This is a genomic window from Streptomyces sp. enrichment culture (assembly GCF_964272895.1).
In the GTDB taxonomy this organism is placed as follows: Bacteria; Actinomycetota; Actinomycetes; order Streptomycetales; family Streptomycetaceae; genus Streptomyces.
The window spans coordinates 3,389,591-3,402,683 of record NZ_OZ186832.1 but is presented as its reverse complement, the minus strand read 5'-3'; the positions used below and the strand labels follow the sequence as shown (position 1 = coordinate 3,402,683).

The following is a 13,093-nucleotide window of genomic DNA, read 5'->3' as shown; positions in this document are numbered from 1 at the left end:
GGACGTCGACGCGGCCCCCAGGTCCGCTCCGTCCGTTCCGCCGCCCAGGAGGCACCTCCTGAGAGACGGCGTAGGAGAGAAGCGATACCTGTGAGCGCAGCGAGCACGCGAAGCCGCACCCCCGACCGCCTGTGCGCCGAGGCGGTCGACCTCGCCCGCGCCGCAGCCGAGGAGGCGGCCGCGCCCGGTGTCGTCGGCGAGCACTCCGGGCTGGTCTCCGAGGGGGACCGGGTCGTCACGCACTTCTTCGAGTGCAAGGAGCTCGGCTACCGCGGCTGGCGCTGGGCCGTCACGGTGGCCCGTGCCTCGCGGGCGAAGGTCGTCACCCTCGACGAGGTGGTCCTCCTCCCCGGCCCCGACGCCCTGCTGGCCCCCGAATGGGTGCCCTGGAGCGAGCGGCTGCGCCCCGGCGACATGGGCCCCGGCGATCTTCTCCCCACGGACGCGGAGGATCTCCGCCTGGAGCCCGGCTGGACCGGCGAGGACGAGCCGGCCCCCAACTCCATCGTCTCCGAGGACATGGCCGAGCTGGTCGAGGCCGAGGACGCCGAGGTGACGGCGGGTGCCCCGGCGAGCCTCCCGGTGGCCCCGAGGCGCGGCTCGATCGCGGCCGTCGCCGAGGAACTGGGCCTGCGCCGCGCCCGTGTCCTGTCCCGCTACGGGCTTCACATCGCCGCCGACCGCTGGGAGGAGGCGTTCGGCGCGAAGACCCCCATGGCTCAGGCGGCCCCCGCCACCTGCGTCAGCTGCGGCTTCCTCCAGCCGATCGGCGGCTCCCTGGGGCAGGCGTTCGGTGTCTGCGCCAACGAGTTCTCCCCGGCGGACGGCCGCGTGGTGTCCCTCGCGTACGGCTGCGGCGGCCACTCCGAGGCGGCGGTCATGCCCAAGCCGCCCCGGCCGGCCCCACCGGTCCTCGACGAGACCCGCGTCGACGCCTTCCCGCTCCGCCCGTCCCGCGACTCCGGCTCGGTCCCGGAGGTCACGGACGAGGAGTCGGCGGAGCTGGGTCACTCGTAGCGGGGCAGCCCGTCCGTCGGGATCGTCCACTCACCGATGGTGACGTCCTCGCCGTAGACGAAATCCTTACGGGTCGCATAGCGCGGCCCGTCAGGGGTGGCGTGGATGTCGGTGAGGACGGCGCCGGTTCCGGTGCGGGGGTCGAAGACGGCGTAGACGGGGACGCCGATCAGCGGGTAGTCCCGCATCTTGGTGACCCAGTCGTTGTCCGGGTTGGACCGCGAGACGATCTCGACCGCCGCGACGACGGTACGCGGGTCGAAGGCTCCGTCCCCCTCCATGTCGGCCTCGGCGATCACCATGATGTCGGGCCGGCGCATGATGCCTTCCGGCTCGAACTCGACATCCGGCTCGCCCGTGTGGGCCACGATCTCTTCCGGCATGACCTTCTCCAGACGCTTTCGGAGACGGAGCGCCGTGAGTTCGTGCGGCCGGACGGGCGACATCAGGTCGAGGACGATCCCCTCCTTGGTGATCTCGAACTTGCCGGGAAGGCTGTCGTCCGTGGAATGCACGAAGTCCCGCATGGTCCGGTAGAGGTGGGAGGCGCCCTGCCGCGCGTCGTCCGGGGCGATGGTCATGGCGCTCGCTCCTCGTCGTCTGTGCCCAGGGGAAAGGATCGTCGCTTTCATGCTAGGCGGCCTCCGAGGCATCGGATCGGCAGTCGCGGCAGCGGCCTGGTGCGGGTGAGCGGAAAGGGCGGTCGCAGCCTTCGCAGTCCTGCCAGGGGTGCGGGGCCCTGCGGGGCGGGGCGGGGGCGCGGAAGGGGGGTGCCGGGGGCAGTTGGGCTGTCAGGCGGTGGGCCAGGAGGGCGGCCGGGCGGCGTACGCCGTCCTCGGGGAGGCTCGCCGTCAACGCGTGGCGTACGGCTGTGGGGGTGACGTCCCGTTCCAGCCAGGCGGCGACGCCGGGGGCCAGGTGGGCCGTGTCCAGGGCGGACAGGAGCAGACGGGGGTCGTGGCGGCGCAGGTCCGCCAACAGGTCTGTGGCCTGGCGGAGGAGCGCCGGGGCCGGGTACGCGGGCTTCGGGACCGCCGGGAGCGCCTTGCGGGGCGTCCGCTTCTTCGGGGGCGCCGGCCTCTGCTGCCGTTCCGTCTGCCGACTGCCCGGCTGGTTGCAGGACACCGTACGGGTGACGATCCGGCCCCCGGCGATCCGCTTGCGCTCCCGGCGCAGGTAGCCGTGGGTCTCCAGCTCGCGCAGGGCCGAGGCGATCCGCGTCGTTCCCTCCGGGAAGCGGGCCGCCAGGCTCTTGATGTCCACCTGGGCGTGCTTCGGCAGCGACTGGATGTGGACCGCGAGTCCGATCGCCAGCAGCGACAGCTCCTGGTGCTGGGCCAGGTGGTTGCCGACGACCGTGAAGCGGCTCGTGTGGCGGGTGTTGTCGTGGACCAGGCCGCCGTGGGGGGAGGAGGACCGCCGGATCGGGTGGTTGTTCCGGACAGTTCCGGACTGGGCGCACGCGGGCGCGCTAGGGTTCTGGGTGTCCATCGGGAAGCTCTTACCTTCCTCGGTGGTCAGGCCCTCGCAATGGGATGGCAGTCCCTGCGAGGGCCGTCGCATGTCTGGGGTTGTGTCGCGCTGAGCGTAAGGCAGACAACCCACCTGAAATCCAGCCCGGTTGGCGATGTTCACCCTCCCGAGGGAGCGCGCGGGCGTGGGCGGGAGGGGTGGGGCTCGGTCGGGTTCTTTCACCCATCTGTTCCTTGGGGGAGACCGCCCGTGCCGCCGCAGCACGACGCCCTGTGTTCCGGTGCGGGCATGGTGACTTCGGCCCAGACGGTCTTGCGCGGGGGCGGTCCCTCGGCGACTCCCCAGCGGTCGGACAGGGCGGCGACGAGGAGCAGTCCCCTGCCCGACTCGGCCTCCACGGCGGGGCTTTGGGGGCGGGGCAGACAGTCACCGCGCGTGTCCGTCACCTCGATGCGGAGCGTCCGGCCGACGACGTAGAGGGTGAGCTGAAAGTCGCGGCCCGTGACCCGTCCGTGGGTGACGGCGTTCGCGGCCAGCTCCGCCACGATCTGCGCCGCGTGGTCCGACGGGAGGTCCCAGGCGCGGAGTTGCTCCACGGCGAGCAGCCGCGCGAGGCGGGCTCCGCGGGGCGTGGGGGACAGGCGCAGGCTCAAGTTGCGGACGGGGGTGGCGGTTTCTCGAATCACGTCACTCAGCGTGGCCGCGTGCGCCTACCGTGAACAGTGACGATGCCGTTGCGTAGGGTGACTGTCCGGAGGCTGTCCGGTGGTGTCCGGGCTGTCGGGGTGGGGCGTACGGGTACGGCGTCGCTGGAGGTTTCGTGCGACGGAGGGGTGCGGGATGACGGCGGAAGCGGACGCGGGACGGCTCCGGACCGAGGCGGACGAGCCGGGGTGGGAGGTCGATCCCGACGACGAGTGGGGCGTCGCGGTCATCGCCACCGTGGGGCGGCAGTTGAAGCTGCGGCGGGAGGCGGTGGGGATGCGGGCGGCCGACTTCGGGAAGGCCGTGGGGTACGGGGAGGACCTCGTCTACAAGATCGAGGGCGGGAAGCGGATTCCCCGACCCGAGTATCTGGACAGAGCCGACGAGGTGCTGGACGCGGGCGGGCTCCTCGCGGCGATGAAGGAGGACGTGGCCAAGGTCCGGTATCCCAAGAAGGTGCGGGACCTGGCCAAGTTGGAGGCCAAGGCGGTCGAGCTTCAGCTGTACGACCCGCTCAACGTCCATGGGCTGTTGCAGACGCCGGAGTACGCACGGGCGTTGTTCAGGATGTGGCGCCCTGCCTTCTCGGAGGATGACGTGGAGCGTGGCGTGGCGGCGCGGATGGCTCGTAAATCTGTGTTCGAGCGAGAGCCACTGCCCGAACTCAGCTTTGTGCAGGAGGAGTGGGTGCTTCGACGCCCGCTCGGTGGGAGAGCGTTGCTACGGCAACAGCTCCAGCACATCCTGGAGGTCGGGCAGCTGCGGCATGTCGAAATCCAGGTGATGCCGATGTACCGCGAGGAGCATGCTGGAACAGAGGGCGGTATCGAGGTGTTGAAGTTCGCGGACGGGTCGGCGGTCGGGCGCTCCCCGGGCATCGCCAATGGCCGTCCGGTTTCCGAACCGAGGCAGCTCCACGTCCTCGAACTGCGGTATGGCATCATCCGGGCCCAGGCTCTCCCACCCAGAGAGTCGCTGGCCTTCATCGAGCAACTCCTGGGGGACACGTGACCGACCTGAACTGGTTCAAGAGCAGCTACAGCAGCAGCAGCGACATCGAGTCCTGCGTCGAAGTCGCCGTCGCCGCCACCCCCGCCACCATCCACATCCGCGACTCCAAGCACACCGACGGCCCCCTGCTCACCCTCACCCCCTCCGCCTGGTCCGACTTCGTCAGGCACGCGGCGCAGGGCTGAGCGCACACTCGACTCAGGGGCGGGTACCTTCGTGGTCACCCCGATGAGGAGAGTGTCGACGTGAGCAAGTTCGTGCGGCCCGCAGCCGAAGGTGCCGATCCCTTCGGGACCGCTCGTCTCAGGCGAGGTGTCCTGGACGCCTGGGCGACCAGCCCGGCCAGGTTCCGGGAGGACGCCAACGCCGAGGAAGACCTTGTTCTCGGCGGGTACCGGGACCGGCTCGTCGTCGAGCTCGCGCAGAACGCCGCCGACGCCGCCGCCCGCGCCGGCGTGCCGGGGCGGCTGCGGCTCACCCTGCGGGACGGGGTGCTCGTCGCCGCCAACACCGGGGCGCCGCTCGACGCGGCCGGGGTCGAGTCGCTGGCGACCCTGCGGGCGTCGGCCAAGCGGGACAGCGCCGCCGTCGGACGGTTCGGCGTCGGCTTCGCGGCCGTGCTCGCCGTCACCGACGAGCCCGCCGTCGTCGGGCGGCACGGGGGTGTCCGGTGGTCGCTCCCCGAGGCGCGGGACCTCGCCGCCGACACCGCCCGGCACAGCCCCGGCCTCGGGGACGAGATCCGGCGGCGCGACGGACACGTACCCCTGCTGCGGCTGCCGTTCGCCGCCGAGGGCAGCCCGCCCGCGCCCTACGACACCGCCGTCATCCTGCCGCTGCGCGACGCCGCCGCCACCGACCTGGCGGAACGGCTGCTCACCGCCGTCGACGACGCCCTGCTGCTCGCGCTGCCCGGCCTCGACGAGGTCGTCATCGAGGCGCAGGACGAGACGCGCACGCTGCGCCGCCGCAGCGACGGCGACCTGACCGTCGTGGAGGACTCGCGGGACGGGGCCACCCGCTGGCGTACCGTCGCCGCGCACGGGCCGCTGGCCGCCGAGCTGCTGGCCGACCGGCCGGTCGAGGAGCGGCTGCGGCCGTACTGGTCGGTCACCTGGGCGGTGCCCGTCGACGCCGAGGGCGCCCCCGAGCGGCCGCGGACCAGCCCCGTGGTGCACGCCCCCACCCCCAGCGACGAACCCCTCGGCGTGCCCGCGCTGCTCATCGCGTCCTTCCCGCTGGACACCACCCGGCGGCACGCCGCGCCCGGACCGCTGACCGACTTCCTGGTGCAGCGCGCCGCCGACGCCTACGCCGACCTGCTCGCCGGCTGGCGCCCGGTGACCGCCGGGATCATCGACCTCGTGCCCGGACCGCTCGGCAAGGGGGAGCTGGACGGGGCGCTGCGGCAGGCCATCCTGGAGCGGCTGCCGCGCACCTCCTTCCTGCCGCCCGCCGCCGGGCCCGGCGAGGATCTGCCCGAGTCGCTGCGCCCGCGCGAGGCGGAGGTCGTCGAGGGCGCCGGGGCGGAGACCGTGCGGGTGCTCGCCGAGGTGCTGCCCACCCTGCTGCCCGCCGGGCTGGAGCGCCGGGTCGAGCTGCGCACGCTGGGCGTGGCGCGGGTGCCGCTGACCGACGCGATCGACCGGCTGGCAGGGCTGGAGAAGGACCCCGGCTGGTGGTGGCGGCTGTACGAGAGCCTGGCCGGGGTGGATCCGGACCGGCTGACCGGGCTGCCCGTGCCGCTCGCCGACGGGCGGACGACCATCGGGCCCCGGCAGGTGCTGCTGCCCACCCCGGACGCCGCCCCCGTCGACCCGGAGGTGCTGACCCGGCTGGGGCTGAAGGTCGCGCACGCGGACGCCGCGCACCCGCTGCTGGAGAAGCTGGGCGCGCTGCCCGCGACGCCGCGGGCCGTGCTCACCACTCCGCAGGTACGGGCCGCCGTCGCCGCGTCCCTGGACGACGGGGGAGCGCTGGACTGGGAGGCGGACGCCCCGGACGCGGAGGAGCTGGCCGACACCGTCCTCGCGCTGGTGCGGGACGCCGGTCTTGAGCCCGGTGAGGAACCCTGGCTGGGCGCGCTCGCGCTGCCCGACGAGGACGGGGAACTCGCGCCCGCCGGTGAGCTGGTGTTTCCCGGCAGTGCCTTCCACCGGGTCATGAGGGAGGGCGAACTGGCGCTCGTCGACGCCGAGTTGGCCGGGAAGTGGGGCGAGGGTCCGCTGGCCGCCTGCGGTGTGCTGGCGAACTTCGCCCTCGTGCGCGCCACCGACGTCGTCCTGGACCCCGACGAACTGGAGCCCCGCGAGGGGGACTTCGCCGAACCGGACGACGCGGGGCTGCTGGACGCGGTGGACGTGTGGTGCGAGGACATCCTCGACCGCTTCCCCGACTCGCCCGTCCCGCCGGTCGCCACCGAGCTGATCGCCGTGCGCGACCTGGACCTCGTCGACGACGACCGCTGGCCGCAGGCCCTCGCCCTGCTCGCCCAGCCGCCGCTCAGGGACGCCCTCACCCAGCCGGTGCGGATCCTGCTGCCCGACGGCACCCATGAGACCGTACGGCCGTACACGGCGTGGTGGCTGCGCGGGCACCCCGTGCTCGACGGCCGCAGGCCCGCCGGGCTGCTGGCGGCCGGCGGGGACCCGCTGCTGCGCGGGCTGTACGAGGAGGCCGACGCGACCGGGTTCGACGACGAGCAGGTGCTGCGGGCGCTCGGGGTGCGCACCTCGGTCGCCGCGCTGCTCGACGAGCCGGGCGGCGCGGCCGAGCTGCTGGACCGGCTCGCCGACCCGGACCGCGAGGTGACGCCCGCCCAACTGCACGGGCTCTACGGGGCGCTGGCCGACCTGGACCCCGAGCAGGTCACGCTGCCGGACGAGCTGCGGGCGGTGGTGGACGGGCGCACGGTCGTGGTGGACGCCGCCGACGCGGTGGTCGTGGACTCACCGGATCTGCTGCCCTTCACCGAGGGCGTGCCGCTGCTGCCGGTGCGGCCGGTGCGGGCGGCCGAGCTGGCGGAGCTGTTCCAGGTGCGGCGGCTGAGCGAGTCGGTGTCCGGGACGGTCGACTCCGAGGGCGCCGAGCACGACGTACCGGAGTCGGTGCGGGTGCTGCTGGGCCCGCGGACGCCCGCGTCGTACGTCGAGCACGAGGAGCTGGTGGTCGACGGCGTGGAGATCGACTGGCGGCTCACCGACGACGGGGTGCTGCACGCCGCCACCCTGGAGGGGGTCGCCGCAGGGCTCGCCTGGGCGGCGGGGCAGTGGCCGCGGCGGTTCGAGGTGGCCGCGCTGCTGGAGGACCCGTCGCGGACGGCCGAGCTGGCGCGGGACCGCTGGTTCGACTGAGTGCCACGGGGTGTGCGGCCGGTGGACAGCGTCCGTTCATCGGCCGTACAACCCTTTTCGCCCCTCACGGATCTGATCAACCGAGTCGGACGACTCCAGGATTCGATCAGTCGGCCTCACCACGCTCACGAGCCGTGCGTGCGTCGCAGAGCGGCGAGGCCACTTCCCGTGGGGGGAAACCAGATATGCGCAAGCGTGCCACCCTCGGCGTCCTCACCGGCGCCCTGGCACTGTCCACGCTCGCCGTCCCGGCCGCGCAGGCCGACGGCGGCTACGGCGACACCAGGATCACCAAGGTCGTCGTCGACGGCGACAACAAGGTCGTCGTCGGCACCGGCGAGAAGAGGTTCACGGTCAGCGTCACGGTGACCGACGACTCCGGGTTCGACTCCGGGGACATGGAGGCGCTCGACCTGTACGGCCCGGACTCCGGCTGGTTCCACGCGGACCACACGAGCTGCCGGCGCGTCGACGACACCACCGCGACCTGCGCCGGCGGGTTCGTGGTCAACCCCAGGACCGACTACCCGGACCGCCTCAACGACGACAACGCCGGCACCTACCGGGTCGACGCGTGGATCAACGCCTCGGACAAGGACTGGGTCTGGAAGGAGTCCGCCGGGACCTTCGAGCTCCAGCGCCACACCCGGCTGACCGTCAACGCCTCCCCGGAGCCGGTCCGCAAGGGCCGCACCATCACGGTCACGGGCCGGCTGACCCGCGTCAGCTGGGAGACGCTCACCTACGGCGGCTACGGCGGCCAGTACGTGAAGCTCCAGTACCGCAAGAAGGGCACGACCGCCTTCAGGACGCTGAAGACCGTCAAGTCGACGTCCTCGGGCTCCGTGAGCGCCACCACCACGGCCGGCTACGACGGCGAGTACCGCTTCGTCTACGCCGGCAGCCCCGCCGGTGCCGCCGCCACCTCCGCGGCCGACGCCGTAGACGTGCGCTGAGCGCGCCCGGTCCCCGACATCTCCGCGAACCCCGAGAAGGAACTCATGCGTACTCGTGTCACCCTCGCCGCGGTCTCCGGCGCGCTGGCCCTCTCCGCCCTCGCCCTGCCGGCCGCCCAGGCCGACGAGGAGCCGGCCGACATCACGGTCACGAACGTCGTCGCCAACGACGGCAAGCCGATCGTCATGAACGGGACCGGCTACAAGCGGGTCACCGTCACCATGACCGTCACCGCGGCCGCGGGCGTCGAGGAAGCCGACGCCACGCTGTGGACCGGCGGCGTCATGCCCCCCTCGCCCGACGACCTCGACGGCCTGAACTGGCCCGACATGGCCGAGGCCCGGACCCCCGACGGGCTGCTCGACTGCACCGAGGTGAACGCCACCACTGCCACCTGCGGGGCGACGTTCGTCCTGCGCCCGCAGCGCTGGGAGGGCGGCGGCTTCGACACCTTCGTGACCGTCACCGACAAGAACGGCGGCACGTACCAGAACGTGAACGTCAAGTCCTTCACGTACAAGCGCCACAGCATCGTGCGGCTCGACGCCTCCCCGGAGCCGGTCCGCAAGGGCGGGACCATCACCGTCAGGGGCAAGCTCACCACCGCCGGCTACCCCTACAGCTACGGCTATGTCCCGGTGGCCGCCCAGAACGTCACGCTGCAGTTCAAGAAGGCGGGCACGTCCACCTGGGCCACGCTGAAGACCGTCAAGTCCAACCGGGACGGCGCTCTGCGCACCACCACGACCGCCACCTACGACGGGTACTACCGCTTCAGCTACCCCGGTGACCACCGCAACGCGCCGGCCGTCTCCGTCGCCGACCACGTCGACGTGCGGTAGGCGGCCCCAGCCCCGGCGAGAGCGCCGGGCCCCGAAAAACCTCGCACAAATTCTCCACCCGCCGTACAACCATTCCCGTGGCTCGCGGATCTGATCATGCGAGTCAACAGACTCCTCGATCACTTGGGCCTCGCCGCGCTCACGAGCCGTGCGCCACGAAGGGCAACGAGGTCCCGTCTCCACGTGGGGAACAGACATGCGCATGCGTGCCACCCTCGGTGTCGTCACCGGTGCCCTGGCCCTGTCCGCCGTCGCCGTGCCGGCGGCTCAGGCGGACGTGTCGGAGGGCGACACCACGATCACCAAGGTCGCCGTGAACACGGTGAACAAGGTGTACGTCGGTACCTCCGCGGTGAAGTTCAAGGTCGCCGTCACCGCCACCGACGACTCGGGCATCCTCGACGCCGAGGAGTTCGACCTGTACGGCCCGAACTACGGTCTCCTCACCACCAGCAAGCCGACCTGCACGGCGGTCAGCGCCACGACCTCCACGTGCGTCGGCTGGGTCACCGCCGACCCGCGTGCCGCCGACGTGTTCAACAACAACGCCGGCACCTGGACCGTCGACGTGTGGATCAACGCCAAGGACGAGGACTACATCTACAAGGAGAACGCCGGCTCCTTCAAGCTGCTGCGCAAGACCGCGCTGAGCACCAACGCGGCCCCGGAGCCGGTCCGCAAGGGCAAGACGGTCACCGTCACCGGCAAGCTGACCCGCGCCAACTGGGAGACCTACGTCTACAACGGCTACGGCTACCAGTACGTGAAGCTCCAGTACAAGAAGAAGGGCGCGACCAGCTACACCACGCTGAAGACGGTCAAGGCCGCCTCCACCGGCGCCCTGAAGGCGTACACCACCGCCACGTACGACGGCTACTACCGCTTCAGCTACGTCGGCAACGGCGCCAGCGCGCCCGTCAACTCCGCCGCGGACTACATCGACGTCCAGTAGGCGCCCCAGGGTCACCCCGACCCGCCCGTCCGCCCCGGCAGCCGGCCGGGGCGGGCATCCCACCAGGCCCACCGGCCATCTCACGAACCGACTTTCAAGGACACCCCCATGCGTACCCGCACCATCGTCGCCACCGTCTCCGGCGCCCTCGCCCTGTCCGCTCTCGCCGTCCCGGCCGCCCAGGCGGACGAGGTCCAGGGTGACACGACGATCTCGAACGTCGTCGTCAACGGCGGCAAGCCGGTCGTCGTGGGCGCGGGCACCACCAAGCGGATCACCGTCTCCTTCACCGTCCGCGACGACTCGGGCGTCGACCGGGCCATGGGCGTCCTGTGGCACGGCACGGACTTCGACCACCTCGACAGCGGCGCGACGGCCAACACCAGCGACGGCTACTCCGTCTGCACCGCCGTGAGCGCCACGACGTCCACCTGCAAGGCGACGTACGACTTCAAGCCCGGCTACAACGCGATCAACGCGGTCGCCGGCACCTGGAAGACCTGGGCGATCGCCGCCGGCAAGGACTACGACTACGTCCAGAAGGACAACGTCAAGGCGTTCTACGTCAAGCGCGCCACCGCGCTGACCGTCAACGCCTCCCCGGAGCCGGTCCGCAAGGGCAAGACGATCACCGTCACCGGCAAGCTGACCCGCGCCAACTGGAACTACGGCAACTACGGCGCGTTCGGCAGCCAGTACGTCAAGCTCCAGTACAAGAAGAAGGGCGCGACCAGCTACACCACGCTGAAGACGATCAAGTCGTCGTCCACGGGCGCCCTGAGCACCACCACGACCGCCACGTACGACGGCTACTACCGCTTCGTCTACGCCGGCATCTCGTCCTCCGCGGCGGTCAACTCCACGGCCGACTTCGTCGACGTGCAGTAAGCACCTCGCACCCACCTCCTGAAGGAGTCGCATGCGCACGCGTCTCACCGTGGCCGCCGTCTCCGGCGCCCTCGCCCTGTCCGCGCTCGCCGTCCCGGCCGCGCAGGCCGTCTCCGGCGACGAGGCGGGCATCGACCGCCCGAGCGTCGCCGAGCAGCTCGGCGGCTCGGCGGCCACGTCGCGGTCCGTCACCGCGGCGGAGGCCCCGACGGTCTCCAACGTGAAGATCAACAACGGTCGGGCCGTGGTCGTCGGCAGCGGCACCGCCAAGACCTTCACCGTGTCCCTGACGGCCTCGCACCCGAGCGGCATCCAGGGTGTGTACATCGACCTCTGGCACGGCACCGACCCCACCGACGCCGACGGCTGGCTGCCGCCGAACGAGGGCGTCACCTGCACGGAGCTGACCGCCACGTCGGCCACCTGCAAGATGACGATCACGGCCCGCCCGGGTCTGAACGACGAGCAGGGGGTCGGCGACCTGTACGCCAACGCCCTGGCCGGCACCTGGAAGGTCGGCGTCGGGGCGCTCGCCAACGACGGCAGCGAGTACGCCAACGACTACTACAAGACCCACCGGGTCCAGCGGAAGGCCGTCCTGACGATCAACGCCTCCCCGGAGCCGATCGTCAAGGGCCGCACCCTCTCCATCAAGGGCACGTTCACCCGCGCCAACTGGGAGACGGGCACCTACAGCAAGTACACCAACCAGTACCTGCAGCTCCAGTTCAAGAAGGCCGGCAGCAGCACCTGGACCAAGGTGAAGACGGCCAAGTCGAACAGCTACGGCGCGATCAGCACCAGCCACCGCGCCACCTACGACGGCACCTGGCGCTTCTACTTCTCCGGCGCCTCCACCACGACGTCCCCGCTGACCGTGTCCCCGGGCGACTACGTCGACGTGCGCTGAGCGCACTGATCGCCACACCTCGCTCCGCCCGGCCCCGGCAACTGCCGGGGCCGGGGTCCCGGCCGGCCGTCGGCGGAGAAAACCTGCGTCACTTCTGAGGAATCCCCATGCGTACTCGTGTCACCGTGGCCGCCGTCTCCGGCGCCCTCGTCCTGTCCGCGCTCGCCGTCCCCGCCGCGCAGGCCGTCTCCGGCGACGAGGCGGGCGTCGACCGCCCGAGCGCCGCCGAGCGCTTCGAGGTCTCCGCGTCGGACGCCGTGGCGCAGGCCCCGGTCATCTCCGAGGTCCGCATCAACGACGGTCTGCCGGTCGTCGTGGGCAGCCAGACCGCCAGGACGTTCACCGTGTCGCTGACCGCCTCGCACCCGAGCGGTGTCGTGGACGCGATGGTCTGGCTGTGGCACGGCACGCATGCCGAGTCGGACGTCGACGGGATCCTGGTCCCCAACGAGGACGCGGCGTCCTGCACGGCCGTCTCCGCGACCACCTCGACCTGCACGCTGACGATCACCGCGCGCCCGGGTCTGCACGGCGACGACAGCCTCAACGACCTGTACGCCAACAGGCTGGCCGGCACCTGGCACGTGGCCGCCGGCGCCAAGGCCGCGGACGACAGCGTCGCCTGGGACGACTACTTCTCCACGCACAAGATCCTGCGCACCTCCAAGCTGACCGTGAACGCCTCCCCGGAGCCGATCCGCAAGGGCCGCACCCTCACCGTCACCGGCAAGCTGACCCGCGCGGACTGGGCCGGCGGCACCTACGTCAACCTCGCCGGCCAGTACGTCAAGCTCCAGTACAAGAAGGCGGGCGCCACGAGCTGGACGACGCTGAAGACGATCAAGTCCTCGTCCACCGGCACCCTGAGCACCACCACGACCGCCACCTACGACGGCTCGTACCGCTACTCCTACGCGGGCGCCACCACCACCGCGCCGATCGTCTCCCGCGAGGACGTCGTCGACGTGCAGTAGGCACTCCGCGT

Annotated in this window: 13 protein-coding genes; 10 read left to right on the top strand and 3 right to left on the bottom strand. The window is 71.8% G+C overall.

Going from position 1 to position 13,093, the window contains the following annotated elements; translation table 11 throughout:
* The first annotated feature begins 90 nt into the window (after window positions 1-90).
* A complete protein-coding gene (locus ACSU6M_RS15305; RefSeq protein ID WP_437070272.1) occupies window positions 91-1,017 on the top strand; it encodes a DUF3027 domain-containing protein in 927 nt (308 codons plus the stop codon).
* Here the strand turns inward: ACSU6M_RS15305 and ACSU6M_RS15300 are convergent.
* The 3 genes from ACSU6M_RS15300 to ACSU6M_RS15290 form a co-directional block, all read right to left on the bottom strand.
* Window positions 1,008-1,598 carry a Uma2 family endonuclease gene (locus ACSU6M_RS15300; RefSeq protein WP_437070271.1) on the bottom strand — a complete coding sequence of 197 codons (591 nt, stop codon included), beginning with the start codon at window positions 1,596-1,598 and terminating at the stop codon, window positions 1,008-1,010. The two genes, ACSU6M_RS15305 and ACSU6M_RS15300, sit on opposite strands and share 10 nt — an antisense overlap.
* 52 nt (window positions 1,599-1,650) lie before the next feature.
* Complete coding sequence (locus tag ACSU6M_RS15295; protein ID WP_437070270.1) at window positions 1,651-2,508, bottom strand: helix-turn-helix domain-containing protein; 858 nt, start codon at window positions 2,506-2,508, stop codon at window positions 1,651-1,653.
* Between the two features lie 200 nt (window positions 2,509-2,708).
* Complete coding sequence (locus ACSU6M_RS15290) at window positions 2,709-3,185, bottom strand: ATP-binding protein (RefSeq protein ID WP_437075158.1); 477 nt, start codon at window positions 3,183-3,185, stop codon at window positions 2,709-2,711.
* 145 nt (window positions 3,186-3,330) lie between these two features.
* On the opposite strand from ACSU6M_RS15290, the gene ACSU6M_RS15285 reads away from it, so the two are divergent.
* The 9 genes from ACSU6M_RS15285 (at window position 3,331) to ACSU6M_RS15245 (ending at window position 13,082) form a co-directional block, all read left to right on the top strand.
* Window positions 3,331-4,206, top strand: coding sequence for a helix-turn-helix domain-containing protein (locus tag ACSU6M_RS15285; RefSeq protein ID WP_437070269.1), 876 nt, complete (start codon window positions 3,331-3,333; stop codon window positions 4,204-4,206).
* Window positions 4,203-4,391: a DUF397 domain-containing protein gene (locus tag ACSU6M_RS15280; RefSeq protein WP_437070268.1), complete on the top strand. Its 189-nt coding sequence runs from the start codon at window positions 4,203-4,205 to the stop codon at window positions 4,389-4,391. The genes ACSU6M_RS15285 and ACSU6M_RS15280 overlap by 4 nt, the downstream gene beginning before the upstream one ends.
* A 60-nt stretch (window positions 4,392-4,451) precedes the next feature.
* Complete coding sequence (locus ACSU6M_RS15275; protein WP_437070267.1) at window positions 4,452-7,559, top strand: sacsin N-terminal ATP-binding-like domain-containing protein; 3,108 nt, start codon at window positions 4,452-4,454, stop codon at window positions 7,557-7,559.
* A gap of 185 nt (window positions 7,560-7,744) precedes the next feature.
* Window positions 7,745-8,515 carry a calcium-binding protein gene (locus ACSU6M_RS15270; protein WP_437070266.1) on the top strand — a complete coding sequence of 257 codons (771 nt, stop codon included), beginning with the start codon at window positions 7,745-7,747 and terminating at the stop codon, window positions 8,513-8,515.
* Window positions 8,516-8,560: 45 nt separating this feature from the next.
* Window positions 8,561-9,358, top strand: coding sequence for a calcium-binding protein (locus ACSU6M_RS15265; RefSeq protein WP_437070265.1), 798 nt, complete (start codon window positions 8,561-8,563; stop codon window positions 9,356-9,358).
* A gap of 196 nt (window positions 9,359-9,554) precedes the next feature.
* Window positions 9,555-10,310, top strand: a complete 756-nt coding sequence (locus ACSU6M_RS15260) for a calcium-binding protein (RefSeq protein WP_437070264.1) — start codon at window positions 9,555-9,557, stop codon at window positions 10,308-10,310.
* Window positions 10,311-10,418: 108 nt separating this feature from the next.
* Window positions 10,419-11,198, top strand: coding sequence for a calcium-binding protein (locus ACSU6M_RS15255; RefSeq protein WP_437070263.1), 780 nt, complete (start codon window positions 10,419-10,421; stop codon window positions 11,196-11,198).
* Between the two features lie 31 nt (window positions 11,199-11,229).
* Entirely contained in the window at window positions 11,230-12,108 is an 879-nt protein-coding gene (locus ACSU6M_RS15250) for a calcium-binding protein (RefSeq protein ID WP_437070262.1), read from the top strand.
* Between the two features lie 107 nt (window positions 12,109-12,215).
* Window positions 12,216-13,082 carry a DUF5707 domain-containing protein gene (locus tag ACSU6M_RS15245; protein WP_437070261.1) on the top strand — a complete coding sequence of 289 codons (867 nt, stop codon included), beginning with the start codon at window positions 12,216-12,218 and terminating at the stop codon, window positions 13,080-13,082.
* Window positions 13,083-13,093 lie beyond the last annotated feature (11 nt).

Coding starts and splice junctions, on each gene's coding strand:
- ACSU6M_RS15265 (WP_437070265.1), top strand. CDS start 8,561: ATGCGTACTCGTGTCACCCTCGCCGCGGTCTCCGGCGCGCTGGCCCTC.
- ACSU6M_RS15245 (WP_437070261.1), top strand. CDS start 12,216: ATGCGTACTCGTGTCACCGTGGCCGCCGTCTCCGGCGCCCTCGTCCTG.
- ACSU6M_RS15270 (WP_437070266.1), top strand. CDS start 7,745: ATGCGCAAGCGTGCCACCCTCGGCGTCCTCACCGGCGCCCTGGCACTG.
- ACSU6M_RS15300 (WP_437070271.1), bottom strand. CDS start 1,598: ATGACCATCGCCCCGGACGACGCGCGGCAGGGCGCCTCCCACCTCTAC.
- ACSU6M_RS15250 (WP_437070262.1), top strand. CDS start 11,230: ATGCGCACGCGTCTCACCGTGGCCGCCGTCTCCGGCGCCCTCGCCCTG.
- ACSU6M_RS15260 (WP_437070264.1), top strand. CDS start 9,555: ATGCGCATGCGTGCCACCCTCGGTGTCGTCACCGGTGCCCTGGCCCTG.
- ACSU6M_RS15295 (WP_437070270.1), bottom strand. CDS start 2,508: ATGGACACCCAGAACCCTAGCGCGCCCGCGTGCGCCCAGTCCGGAACT.
- ACSU6M_RS15285 (WP_437070269.1), top strand. CDS start 3,331: ATGACGGCGGAAGCGGACGCGGGACGGCTCCGGACCGAGGCGGACGAG.
- ACSU6M_RS15255 (WP_437070263.1), top strand. CDS start 10,419: ATGCGTACCCGCACCATCGTCGCCACCGTCTCCGGCGCCCTCGCCCTG.